Below are 13,030 nucleotides of genomic sequence, written 5' to 3'. Positions count from 1 at the left end.
ACGTCCGAGAGCGGCGCCACCCGCGCCCGCTCCGCACCGAGGAGAAGAACCACTGGGCAAGCGACAGCCCGAAGGCCCGCCGCCCGCACCTGCGGTGCAGCGCATCCGACTGCGCTACACCAAGCGCGGCCGCCTCCGGTTCACCAGCCACCGCGACTTCCAGCGCGCCTTCGAGCGGGCGCTGCGGCGCGCCGAGGTGCCCATGGCGTACTCGGCGGGCTTCACCCCGCACCCGAAGGTGTCGTACGCCAATGCCGCGCCCACCGGCACGGGCAGCGAGGCCGAGTATCTGGAGATCGCCCTCACCGAGCACCGCGACCCCGACAAGCTGCGCGAGCTGCTCGACGAGTCGCTGCCGGGCGGGCTCGACATCACCGACGCCGTCGAGGCCCACACCTCGGGTCTCGCCGACCGGCTCACCGCATCCGTGTGGGAGCTGCTGCTGGACGGTGTCGAACCCGACGCCGCCGAGACGGCCGTAGCCGCGTTCCTCGCGGCCGAGACCGTCGAGGTCCAGCGAAGGACGAAGAACGGGATGCGGACCTTCGACGCACGGGGTGCCGTTGCCGGCCTCGAGGCGGGTCGTCCACAGCCTGATAGGCCGGGGGACGGGCCCTGTGCGATACTGCGGCTGGTTGTTCGGCACGTGACACCTGCCGTTCGACCCGACGACGTCCTGTCCGGTCTCCGAGCTGTGGCCGACCTGGCGCCGCCGGTCCCCGCAGCGGTGACCAGGCTGGCGCAGGGGCTCTTCGACGAGGAGTCCGGCACGGTGACCGACCCGCTCGCGCCCGACCGCGAGGCAGCCCCGGCCGCTACACCCACGGCCGCCGGGACCGCTTCTGCGACGGCGCCGGAAGGTCCCGCCGCGTAAGGACGGTCGTCGTAGCGCGGCTCTTGCACTCGGGAGCCACCTGGGTCGGGCCGCGCATTGACACAGGAGACTTTCGCCAGGCCGTGCGTACATCGCGTACGGAACCGGCGAGCCAGACATCAGCTCCCGTGCGGCGCCCGCGCCCCGGACGGCGGCACCGCGCACATCACGCGGGCCGCGGCCGTACCGGAACCAGACGCGGCGCCCGGGAGCGCGACGGGAGAACCGCCCGCATGCTCGAGCAGAACGAACCCGGCACCGCCGGGAACAACGACAACGAAGACAACGGATCGCCCAGCGACCTGCTGCCGCGCCGCAGGCGCCGCGCCGCGTCGCGTCCGGCGGGCCCCCCGGTGGCCGCAGGAGCTGCCGAAACGGAGCAGGTCACGCAGGCGGCTGTCGAGCCGACTGCTGTGGAGAGCGCCGAGGGCGAGGCTCCGGCGCCGCGTGGGCGTCGTCGTGCGACGCGTAAGGCGACGGCTCCGGCCGGTGCGCCGGAGGCTGCCGAGCCGACTGCTGTGGAGAGCGCCGAGGGCGAGGCTCCGGCCCCCCGTGCGCGTCGTCGTGCGACGCGTAAGGCGACGGCTCCGGCCGGTGCGCCGGAGGCTGCCGAGGCGGCTGCTGTGGAGAGCGCCGAGCCCGTCGAGGACGAGGCTCCCGCCCCCCGTGGGCGTCGTCGTGCGACGCGTAAGGCGACGGCTCCGGCCGGTGCGCCGGAGGCTGCTGTGGAGAGCGCCGAGCCCGTCGAGGACGAGGCTCCCGCCCCCCGCACGCGTCGTCGTGCGACGCGTAAGGCGACCGCTCCGGCCGGTGCGCCGCAGGCCGCCGAGCCCGCTGTGACCGACGAGACGGACGAGACCGAGGAAGGCGCCGAGGCTCCCGAGCCCGTCGTCGCCGAGACCCCCGCGCCGCGCCGTGCGCGCCGCCGTGCCTCCGCGCCGGCCGGAGCGCCGAAGGCAGTGGAGACAGCTGCCGGGACCGAGACCGTTTCCGAGGAGCAGCCGGAGGCCGCAGAGGCGTCCGAGTCCGAGGCCCCGGCGCCGCGGTCGCGCCGCCGCGCCACCCGCAAGGTCGCCGTCCCCGCCGTGTCCGACGAGGACGGCATCGAGGCGGGCGAGAGCCTGCCCGAGGGCATCGCCGAGCAGATCGCCGCCGACGAGGCCAAGGTCGCCGCTGCCGAGAAGGCCGCGACCCGCGGCCGTACGCGCCGCCGTGCCGCCTCGCCCCAGTTCACCGCGCAGCAGCCCTCCGCCGCCCAGGCGGAGGAGGACGAGGCACCCGGGCGGGGACGCCGTGGCGGTCGGCCCGCCGTCCCCACCTTCCAGGCCCCGGTCTTCACCGAGCCCATGTTCCAGACCCCGGAGACGGCTGCCGCCGCCGCGGCAGCGGCCGTGACCCCGGAGCCCGAGCCGGAGGAGGACGAGGAGATCGTCGAGGCCGCCGCGCCCGCGGCTCCCGAGCCCTCCGGCCGCCGTCGCCGCCGCCGTCGCGGTGAGGCCGCCGAGCCCGTGGAGACCCCCGCCGCCGAGGCCCCGGCCGAGGAGGAGGCGGAGGAGCCCGAGCAGGCAGAGGCCGCGGGTGAGGAGTCCGACGAGTACGAGGACCGGCCCTCGCGCCGTCGCCGCCGCGGTGGCCGTCGCCGTCGCCGCGGTGAGGCCACCGACGCGGACGAGTCGGAGGAGTCCTCGGAGGAGGCGGAAGCCGCCGACGAGGACGAAGAGGACGAGGACGAGTCCGCGACCCCGTCGGCCGCCGGCACCAGCAGCAGCCGCCGTCGCCGCCGCCGTCGTCGCCGCACCGGTGACGGGGGGACGGAAGCCGAGCAGGGCGCCGACGACCCGGAGCGCACGGTCGTCAAGGTCCGTGAGCCGCGCAAGAAGGAAGAGCCGAGCGACGAGGTCCAGTCCATCAAGGGCTCGACCCGTCTGGAGGCGAAGAAGCAGCGCCGCCGCGAGGGCCGCGAGCAGGGCCGCCGCCGGGTGCCGATCATCACCGAGGCGGAGTTCCTCGCGCGCCGTGAGGCCGTCGAGCGCGTCATGGTCGTCCGCCAGAGCGGCGAGCGCACCCAGATCGGTGTCCTCGAGGACAACGTGCTCGTCGAGCACTATGTCAACAAGGAGCAGGCCACCAGCTACGTCGGCAACGTCTACCTGGGCAAGGTGCAGAACGTTCTGCCGTCCATGGAGGCCGCCTTCGTCGACATCGGCAAGGGCCGCAACGCCGTTCTGTACGCGGGCGAGGTGAACTTCGAGGCGCTGGGCATGGCCAACGGCCCGCGCCGTATCGAGGCCGCCCTGAAGTCCGGCCAGTCGGTACTGGTCCAGGTGACGAAGGACCCGATCGGTCACAAGGGCGCCCGGCTCACGAGCCAGGTGTCGCTGCCCGGCCGCTACCTGGTCTACGTGCCCGAGGGCTCGATGACCGGCATCAGCCGCAAGCTGCCCGACACCGAGCGCGCGCGTCTGAAGACCATCCTCAAGAAGATCGTTCCCGAGGACGCGGGTGTCATCGTGCGCACCGCTGCCGAGGGCGCGAGCGAGGACGAGCTGCGCCGTGACGTCGAGCGTCTGCAGGCGCAGTGGGAGGAGATCCAGAAGAAGGCGAAGAGCGGCAACGCCCCGACGCTGCTCTACGGCGAGCCGGACATGACCGTCCGGGTCGTGCGGGACATCTTCAACGAGGACTTCACCAAGGTCATCGTCAGCGGTGACGAGGCGTGGGAGACCATCCACGGCTATGTCTCGCACGTGGCACCCGACCTTGCCGACCGTCTGCAGAGGTGGACGAGCGAGGTCGACGTCTTCGCGGTCAACCGGATCGACGAGCAGCTGATGAAGGCGCTGGACCGCAAGGTCTGGCTGCCGAGCGGCGGTTCGCTGGTGATCGACAAGACCGAGGCCATGGTCGTGGTCGACGTCAACACCGGCAAGTTCACCGGCCAGGGCGGCAACCTGGAGGAGACCGTCACCAGGAACAACCTGGAGGCGGCCGAGGAGATCGTGCGTCAGCTGCGGCTGCGCGACCTGGGCGGCATCGTCGTCGTCGACTTCATCGACATGGTGCTGGAGTCCAACCGCGATCTGGTGATGCGGCGACTTCTGGAGTGCCTGGGCCGCGACCGGACCAAGCACCAGGTGGCCGAGGTCACCTCGCTCGGCCTGGTGCAGATGACCCGCAAGCGGGTCGGCCAGGGGCTGCTGGAGTCCTTCTCCGAGACCTGTGTCCACTGCAACGGCCGCGGTGTGATCGTGCACATGGAGCAGCCGTCCACCGCCGGTGGCGGTGGCGGCGGCAAGCGCTCCAAGAAGCGCGGCCGCGGTGGCGCCCACGAGCACGTCGAGGCACACCCGGAGACGGGCACCGAGGCCGAGAGCGAGGCCGAGGAGACGGAGTCCGAGGCGGAGGTTGCCGCCGAGGTGGCCGCTCCGGTGGCTCTCGAGGCGCCCGAGTTCGTCCCGGACGAGGAGCTGTACAGCAGTGCGGCCGAGGCCGAGGCCGCCGCGACGCGCGGCCGTGGCCGTCGCCGGGCGACCCGCAAGGTGTCGGCACCCGCCGGTTCGCCGAAGGCGGCCGAGGCCGCCGTGGTGATGGCCGAGCCGGTCGCGGCGCCCGAGCCGCAGGCCGCTCCCGAGGTGCCCGCCGAGCCCGCCCAGGCCCAGGAGGCGGCCCCCACGGGCCGCACCCGTCGCCGGGCGACGCGCAAGGTGTCGGCTCCGGCCGGTTCCCCGGCCCCGGCCGAGGTGGCTGTGGAGACCGTGGTGAAGGCCGAGCCCGCCGCCGAGCCGCAGCCGGAGCCCGAGGTTCCGGCCGTGGTCGCGGAGGAGGCCCCGGTTGCCGCCCCGCCGCGCGCCCGTCGCCGGGCGACCCGCAAGGTCACTGCACCTGCCGGTTCGCCGTCGGGCGCCGATGACGCCGGTGTCGTCGTGGTCTCCGCCGGGTCCGAGGCGGAGCAGCCGAAGGCCGGGTCGGAGGACGCCGAGGCTGATGCTCCGGCGGCCAAGAAGGCGGCTCGCAAGACTGCCAAGAAGGCCACGGCGAAGAAGGCCGCGACCAAGAAGACCGCGGCGAAGAAGACGACCGCCAAGAAGACGACCGCGAAGAAGGTCTCGAAGAAGACCACCGCGGCCGCCGAGCAGGCGTCGCTTCCCGGAGTCTCGGCCAGCACCGAGGCGTAGCGGCAACGCGCAGACGGCGGTGGGCCCCACTCCTTCCCAGGAGTGGGGCCCACCGCCGTCTGCTGTGCGGGGTGCGGGGCTCAGCGGCCGCGCACCCGCCTGAGCACCCCGCCGACCAGGCGCTTCGCCATGCCCGGGGCGGGTTTCGGCGGCTTGGGGACGGCGACCCGCAGCGACAGGTCGCCCTGCGGGTTCGTCCAGTACGGGGTGATGCGGCGATCGGGCGCCGCGGGGTGTGCGACGGCCGCAGGCTGTTCGGTCACCGCCTCGCCGCGCACCGACCCGAGCCGGGCCGACTTGGTCCAGCCCAGCGCTGTGAGACGTACGGACAGGTCCCAGACGCCGTCGCCGAGCGGCGCGCCGCCGACCGCGGTGGCCGGGTCGAGTGCGGCGGATCCGGTGACGGCCAGGCCGCCGTCGCCGTCGCGGCGTACGGCGGTCTCGGTACGCAGCCGGTACTCGGCGCCGTTGGAACGTTCCCGCAGTATCAGGACGGCGGTCGCCTTGTCGGGTACCGCGGCACCGGTGAGCGGCTCGGCCGCGAAGCGCGCCGGCAGGTCTCCGGTGAGCCCGACCGGGGCGAGGGTGTGACGCTCCCCGTCGGACGTGCTGACGCCCACCGGTCCCTCGGCGTCACGCAGTTCGGCGGTGAAGACGATGCGCAGCGTGCCGTCGTCCTGCCAGTCCGCGCCGTCCAGCCGGGGGCGGCAGAGCACCGAGTGCTCCCAGGCGGCGAGCGCCCGCAGGTCCTCGGGCCGGTTGTCGACGATCAGCCCGACCGCGAGTCGGCGCGAGACGGGCAGCCCGGCCACGGCGCTGTCGGAGATTCCCGCGGTGAGGACCGAACGGACGCCCTGGAACAGCTCGTTGCGTGTGGTGTCGTCCAGGTCCAGCAGCCGCTTGCCGCTGAGCCGGTCGAGCATCTCCACGCGGAGCCACCGACGTTGCAGCCGGTCCCGCCCCGGGCCCGGCTCGGTGAGCGCGTCCACGGTCTTCAACAGCCCGCGCAGCACAGCGAAATACTCGTCCCACGGCGTCGCCGGGGCAGGCTTGGCGGGGCCGTAGTGGTAGCAGACGTAGCTGCCGAGGACGGCCGTGCGGGCAGACCGGAGCAGGGCGGTGACGGTGAACTCCTGCTCGGCGAGCGGCTGTCCGCCGCCGGGGAAGCGTATTCCGTGCGCGGTGAGCAGGTCGCGGTGGAACAGCTTGTTGGCCGAGAGGCTGTCGGCAAGCGGGTCCTTGTCGAGCCGTGCGTTCGGCCGGTCCCGTACGAACAGCTCGCGCGGCACCGCTCTGCCCTTGCCGGCCAGTTTGCCCGCGACGATCTCGGCGTCGTGCTCGATGCCGTACGCGTACATGCGCGCGAGCGCCTCGGGCGCGAGCCGGTCGCCGGGCTCCATGAACAGCACGTACTCGCCGGTGGCGGACTCGATGCCGGTGTTGCGGGCGTCGCCCGCGGGCACCGCGGACGCGTCGACGGTGAGCACCTCGACGGCGTCGGCGGGCAGCGACTGCCCGGACAACGAGGCGAGGGTCTCCTCGACGGCCTCGGGTGTGGCCCCGGCGGTGGGGACGACGACGCTGACCTTCGGCGCGAGCTGCTCGGGCCCGGCGGTGCCGGCGGTGACGGTCAGGCTCAGTCCGTCCCCGGTCATGACGGGCCGCACCAGCCGCCCATCGGCCGTGCGGGCGTCCGCCAGGGCAGCGTCCATGGGCGCCGTGGACTCGCCGAGACGGGTGTACCGGTCGAAGCCCGCACCGCTGAGCCGGATCTGGACGTCCCAGGTGCCCTCGTCGAGCGGGCTGCCGCCGGCGGCGCTGCGGGGGTCGAGCACGGCGGTGCCGTGCAGGACCGGGCGCACGGGCACGATTCCCTCGGCGCCGGGCTCCCCGTCCTCCTCCAGGACGAGCCGCGGCTGCTGCGGGAGGACCCACAGGTGCGCGTTCTCCGCGTGCCGTACCTGGACCTCGGCCTTGAAGGACTTCAGCTCGTCCGTCACGTCCACCAGGTCGTCGAGGACGCCTTCGGTGAGGGAGGGCGCGTAGTAGTAGCGGTCGCCACGCCGCGCCAGGACCAGGCCCGCACCGCCCGGCTCCTCCTCGAAGCGGGCCGTGAAGGAGATGCGGAAGCGTTCGCGGCTGTGGGTGACGGACGTGAGCGTGGAGCGGGCGCGCAGGTCGTGCTGACGGCGGGTGAATTCGGCCAGGGCCTCCCTGCGGTTCTCCCGCAGCAGCGTCGAGCGGACGCGCTGGCCGGCGTTCATGCCGTCGTGGACGCCGTCGGTGACGAACTCCTCGGCCAGTTCGCGCACGACGTCGAACGGGTCGCCGGTGAACGGCGGGTCGAACTGCACACCCCTGGGTGCGACGCCCAGCCTGCTGAGCATCTCGACGCGGTAGAACCGGCGGAGCAGCCGGTCGCGCTGGGGCCCTGCCTCGGTGCCGTCGACGACGGTCCGCAAGACCTGCCGCAGGTTGCCGTAGAAGGTGCGGGGGTCCCACGCGGCGGTGCCGGTGTTCCCCTCGTCGTCCTGCGCCCAGTAGTAGTACGAGACGTGGTCGCCGGGGACCGAGACCACGGACGCCTTGAGGTAGGCACGGACCATGAAGAGCTGGTCCTCGAGGATCCAGGGGCCCTCGGGGTGCACGATGCCGTTCTCGCGCAGGAAGGCGCTCCGGAACATCTTGTGCGGGGTGAGGCTGTCTATCAGCGGCGCGTTCCAGACGGTGCACGACTCGCGGCGCCGGTTCATGAGCCCGTAGGCCACTCCGCGCTTGGTGAAGTTGCTCGCGGTCTTGCCGATGACGATGTCCGAGCCGTTGCGCCGGGCCGTCTCGTAGAGCCGTTCCAGCGCGTCGGGCGGCATGCGGTCGTCGTGGTCGAGGAAGTGCACGTACTCGCCGCGTGCCTGCTCGACGCCGACGTTGCGGGGCCGGCCGGGCCAGCCGGAGTTCGGAATACGGATCACGCGGAAGTGCTCGTGCTCGGCGGCCAGGGCCTCCAGGCGCTCCGGTGTGCCGTCCTTCGACCCGTCGTCGACGAAGAGGACCTCGAACTCGCTCGCCGGGATGGACTGCCCCAGCATCGACGCGATCAGCGGTTCGATCAGGGTGCCCGAGTTGTATGTCGGGACCACCGCCGTGACCTTGATCTTCATCCACCCCACACTTTCCGCCCCAGCCCCACTGTTTTTCACGGACTGTACACAGGAAGGTTTCATCTTCACCTACTGACGCACAGGATGTGAGTGTCGTGGTGGCGGCGGTGGGGCGGTGGTGGCGTCCGGGCTGGTTTGACCCTCCGAGCGGCGGCCCGTAACCTTGACCCTCGGCGTGTTTCCTTACACGTCCACTCCTGAGCACCTCCCTCCCGGTCCGCCGGGAGAGGCCGCTCGTCCACTTCGGATCATCTCGGGCCTCTGGCCCGTGTGAGCGGCTGGCATCAGGGGATTCGTTCCGAGCGAGAGAGAGATCCGCGTGTACGCCATCGTGCGCAGCGGTGGTCGCCAGCACAAGGTTGCTGTCGGCGACATCGTTGAGGTTGACAAGATTTCCACTGCCAAGGTTGGCGACACGGTCGAGCTCTCGACCCTGCTCGTTGTCGACGGCGACGCCGTGACCAGCGACCCGTGGGTGCTGGCCGGTATCAAGGTCACGGCCGAGGTCGTGGACCACCACAAGGGCGCGAAGATCGACATCCTTCGCTACAAGAACAAGACCGGCTACCGCCGCCGCCAGGGTCACCGTCAGCAGTACACGGCGATCAAGGTCACCGGCATCCCCGCGGCTGCGAAGTAAGGGACTGAGGAGAGATGGCACACAAGAAGGGCGCATCGTCCACTCGGAACGGTCGCGACTCCAACGCTCAGCGGCTCGGCGTGAAGCGCTTCGGCGGTCAGGTCGTCAACGCCGGTGAGATCCTGGTCCGCCAGCGCGGCACCCACTTCCACCCGGGCTCCGGCGTCGGCCGCGGCAAGGACGACACCCTGTTCGCGCTGGACGCGGGTGCGGTGGAGTTCGGCACGCACCGTGGCCGCAAGGTCGTGAACATCGTTCCGGTCGCCTGATCGGTTCTTCGCGAGGGGCGGACCTCACTTCCCGTTCGGGGAAGAGGGTCCGCCTTTCGTCTGTTGAGAGACAGACATTTACGTACGTACGTCACCGACGTCATTAACTGGAGGCACTTCCATGACCACCTTCGTGGACCGCGTCGAGCTGCATGTCGCCGCGGGTAACGGAGGCCACGGCTGCGCCTCCGTTCACCGGGAGAAGTTCAAGCCGCTCGGCGGGCCGGACGGCGGCAACGGCGGTCGCGGCGGCGACGTCATCCTGGTCGTCGACCAGTCGGTGACCACGCTGCTGGACTACCACCACAGCCCGCACCGCAAGGCGACCAACGGCAAGCCCGGCGAGGGCGGCAACCGCTCCGGCAAGGACGGCCAGGACCTGGTTCTGCCCGTGCCGGACGGCACCGTCGTCCTCGACAGCAACGGCGACGTCCTCGCCGACCTGGTCGGCCAGGGCACCACGTACGTCGCCGCCGAGGGCGGCCGTGGCGGCCTGGGCAACGCGGCGCTGGCCTCCGCCCGGCGCAAGGCCCCCGGTTTCGCCCTGCTCGGCGTGCCCGGGCAGTCCGGCGACGTGATCCTCGAGCTCAAGACCGTCGCGGACGTCGCGCTCGTGGGCTACCCGAGCGCCGGCAAGTCCTCGCTGATCTCGGTGCTCAGCGCAGCCAAGCCGAAGATCGCGGACTACCCCTTCACCACGCTCGTCCCGAACCTGGGCGTCGTCACCGCCGGCTCGACCGTCTACACCATCGCGGACGTCCCCGGCCTGATCCCCGGCGCCAGCCAGGGACGTGGCCTGGGCCTGGAGTTCCTGCGCCATGTCGAGCGCTGCTCGGTGCTGGTGCACGTCCTGGACACCGCGACGCTGGAGTCCGACCGTGACCCCGTCTCCGACCTCGACGTCATCGAGGAGGAGCTGCGTCAGTACGGCGGTCTGGAGAACAGGCCGCGCATCGTCGTCCTCAACAAGGTGGACATCCCCGACGGCCAGGACCTCGCGGACATGATCCGCCCGGACCTCGAGGCCCGTGGCTATCGCGTGTTCGAGGTCTCCGCGGTGGCGCACAAGGGCCTCAAGGAGCTGTCGTTCGCCCTGGCCGAGATCGTCGCCGAGGCGCGTGCCGCCAAGCCGGTGGAGGAGGCGACCCGCATCGTCATCCGCCCGAAGGCGGTCGACGACGCGGGCTTCACGGTCACCCCGGAGGAGGACGGCCTCTTCCGCGTGCGCGGCGAGAAGCCGGAGCGCTGGGTGCGCCAGACCGACTTCAACAACGACGAGGCCGTCGGCTACCTCGCAGACCGCCTGGCCCGCCTCGGCGTCGAGGACCAGCTGATGAAGGCCGGCGCCCGTGCGGGCGACGGTGTCGCGATCGGTCCCGAGGACGACGCGGTCGTCTTCGACTGGGAGCCGACCGTGATGGCGGGTGCGGAGATGCTCGGCCGTCGCGGTGAGGACCACCGCTTCGACGCGCCGCGTCCGGCGGCTCAGCGCCGCCGCGACCGCGAGGCGGAGCGCGACGAGGCACTCAAGGAGTACGAGGGCTTCGACCCCTTCTAGTACCGGGGCCGCAGGACACAGGGCGGCCGTACGGACTCGTGGAAGCGAGTCCGTACGGCCGCCCTTCTCGTGTTTGCGGGGTGTAGCCCAGGCCACACGTGGTGGCCACATTCGGATACAACCCTTCACGCCTTTCGCTCGTCTGTAGTAGGTGAAGGCGGGGAAGCTCACCTTGTCGCGCCGGATGTCGTGATGAGGCGGACAACATCAGACATGCCGTAAAATTTCGGCTGGGGGTGCTCTCGCCAGGTGAAGAGTCGAAGAGCCTGCGAGCCGCACGGGGGCTGCGCGTTCGTCCCCGAGCAGAACTGAAACGGAGCGCTGATGAAGATCTCATTCCTCATCCACACCATTTACGGCATCGGCGGCACGATCCGCACGACGCTGAATCTGGCTGAGGAACTGGCCAACAGGCACGAGGTCGAGATCGTCTCGGTGTTCCAGCACCGCGACACCCCCGCGTTCACGATCGACCCCCGCATCACCGTCGTTCCGCTGGTCGACACCCGGCCGAACAACCCCACGAACGACAAGCAGAATCCTCTCTTCTCCCAGCCCGCCCAGGCGTTCCCGCGTGCCGAGGCCCGCTACAAGGAGTACAACCGCCTCATCGACGAGCGGGTGCGCACCCACTACGCAGGCTCCGACGCGGACATCGTCATCGGCACCCGCCCCGGACTCGTCGCCTACGTCGCGCAGTTCGCTCCCGCCGGTGCGGTCCGCATCGGCCAGGAGCACATGACGCACAATCACCACAAGGCGGCCCTGCGCGAGGAGATGCACGAGCATCTCGACGCCATCGACGCCTTCGTGACGGTCTCCGAGGGCGACGCCGCGGTGTGGCGGGAGAAGATGCCGCTGCCCACCACGCGGGTGCTCTCGATACCGAACAGCGTCCCCGAGCCGCCCATCGCCCCGTCGGACGGCACCAGCAAGACGGTGGTCGCGGCCGGCCGGCTCGCCTCCGAGAAGCAGTACCACGTACTCCTCGACGCCTTCGCCAAGGTTGTTGCCGTCCGTCCCGACTGGGTGCTGCGGATCTACGGCAACGGCGACCAGCAGGCCAGGCTGCGCAAGCGGATCGACGAGCTGGAGCTGTACAACAGCATCCATCTGATGGGCCCTCACTCGCCCATCGAGCCCGAATGGGCCAAGGGTGCCATCGCCGCCTCGACCTCGCGCCACGAGTCCTTCGGCATGACCATCGTCGAGGCGATGCGCTGCGGCGTGCCCATGATCAGCACGGACTGCAACTACGGTCCGCGCGAGATCATCGAGGACGGGGTGGACGGCATGCTCGTCCCGGTCGGTGACGTCAAGGCGTTCGCCGAAGCCCTGTTGAGGCTCATCGACGACGAGGACCTGCGCCGCTCCATGGCCGCGGCCGCGCTGCACAACGCGCGCCGTTTCGACCCCGGTGTGGTCACCAAGCAGTACGAGGCCCTCTTCGGCGAGCTGGCCGCGGCCGTGTCGCAGCGAGGGGCCGCCGCCGCGGTCGTCCCGGTCGCCGATGTCGTGGTCGTCGGCGACGGCGCCGTGACCGTCACGCTCGCCACCCCGCTGCCCAAGGGCGCGGACAAGGGCGCACGTCTGGTGTGCACGCGTACGGGAGCGCCGACGGACGTCCGGGCGTACGACTTCAACGCGGGCGGATCGGCGAGGATTCCGGCCGGAGAAACGTTCACTGAGGGCCAGTGGAACGTCTTCGTGGAGCTGTCCACCACCGGGGCGCGGGGGCGGGTGGCCGCGCGCGTCATCGACCAGCGCGGCGCCATGCACACCGAGGAGCGGCTCGTGCCCGGCGAGGGCGTGCGCAATCTCGTGCCGTACCAGGACAAGGCCAAGGGTGACGCCCTGATGCTGCGCGCCTGGTCGCGGCCGGTGCACGCGGAGGCGGGCAGCGTCCGTGTCGACGGACGGCGGATCACCCTCTCGGGCACTCTTTTCGGTGCCACGGTGACGGGCATTCCGAACCTGCTGCTGCGCCGTCGCGGCAAGCCTGCGGACGAGCTGTCGTTCACCGGGCGGGCACAGGGCACGGACGGCTTCTCCTTCACCTTCACACCGGAGCCCGCCGCCGCCCGGCAGATCACCGGACACGATGTGTGGGATCTGTTCGTGCGGTACGCGCCGACGACCGAGCCCGTCAAGGTCGGAAAGGTGCTGGACGACGTGGTGTCGAAGAAGGACGTCTACACCTATCCCCGGGTCGTCCTGCCCAAGCGCCGCACGGGAAGCCTGGCACGTGCCGTGGCCAGGAAGGCGCTCCGCAGGCGCGGGCTCCAGGTGCGGTCCCGCGTCTACTACACGGTTTCGAACGACCTCGCGCTGAATGTGGTGGACCTGTAAGGAGAGG

General features: G+C 71.4%; 7 protein-coding genes. 6 read left to right on the top strand and 1 reads right to left on the bottom strand.

Annotated features, from left to right (window positions below; genetic code table 11):
* The first annotated feature begins 94 nt into the window (after positions 1–94).
* Positions 95–874 carry a TIGR03936 family radical SAM-associated protein gene (locus tag AC067Z_RS05755; protein ID WP_478788188.1) on the top strand — a complete coding sequence of 260 codons (780 nt, stop codon included), beginning with the start codon at positions 95–97 and terminating at the stop codon, positions 872–874.
* A gap of 233 nt (positions 875–1,107) precedes the next feature.
* On the top strand, positions 1,108–5,049 hold the full coding sequence (locus tag AC067Z_RS05750; protein WP_478788187.1) for an Rne/Rng family ribonuclease: 3,942 nt from the start codon (positions 1,108–1,110) through the stop codon (positions 5,047–5,049).
* Between the two features lie 80 nt (positions 5,050–5,129).
* On the opposite strand, the gene AC067Z_RS05745 is transcribed toward AC067Z_RS05750, so the two are convergent.
* Positions 5,130–8,207, bottom strand: a complete 3,078-nt coding sequence (locus AC067Z_RS05745) for a glycosyltransferase family 2 protein (protein WP_478788186.1) — start codon at positions 8,205–8,207, stop codon at positions 5,130–5,132.
* Positions 8,208–8,526: 319 nt separating this feature from the next.
* Here AC067Z_RS05745 and rplU point away from each other — a divergent pair, with 319 nt between their 5' ends.
* From rplU to AC067Z_RS05725, 4 genes are all read left to right on the top strand, one after another.
* Positions 8,527–8,847: a 50S ribosomal protein L21 gene (rplU, locus tag AC067Z_RS05740; RefSeq protein ID WP_015033583.1), complete on the top strand. Its 321-nt coding sequence runs from the start codon at positions 8,527–8,529 to the stop codon at positions 8,845–8,847.
* Between the two features lie 14 nt (positions 8,848–8,861).
* On the top strand, positions 8,862–9,116 hold the full coding sequence (gene rpmA, locus AC067Z_RS05735) for a 50S ribosomal protein L27 (protein WP_010986870.1): 255 nt from the start codon (positions 8,862–8,864) through the stop codon (positions 9,114–9,116).
* A gap of 121 nt (positions 9,117–9,237) precedes the next feature.
* A complete protein-coding gene (obgE, locus tag AC067Z_RS05730; RefSeq protein ID WP_478788185.1) occupies positions 9,238–10,674 on the top strand; it encodes a GTPase ObgE in 1,437 nt (478 codons plus the stop codon).
* A 324-nt stretch (positions 10,675–10,998) separates the two neighbouring features.
* Complete coding sequence (locus AC067Z_RS05725) at positions 10,999–13,023, top strand: glycosyltransferase family 4 protein (RefSeq protein ID WP_478788184.1); 2,025 nt, start codon at positions 10,999–11,001, stop codon at positions 13,021–13,023.
* Positions 13,024–13,030: the final 7 nt, after the last annotated feature.

Source organism: Streptomyces sp. NPDC043812 (assembly GCF_056436245.1).
The sequence above is the reverse complement of the archived record's forward strand: the minus strand, read 5'-3'. Positions and strand labels throughout refer to the sequence as shown.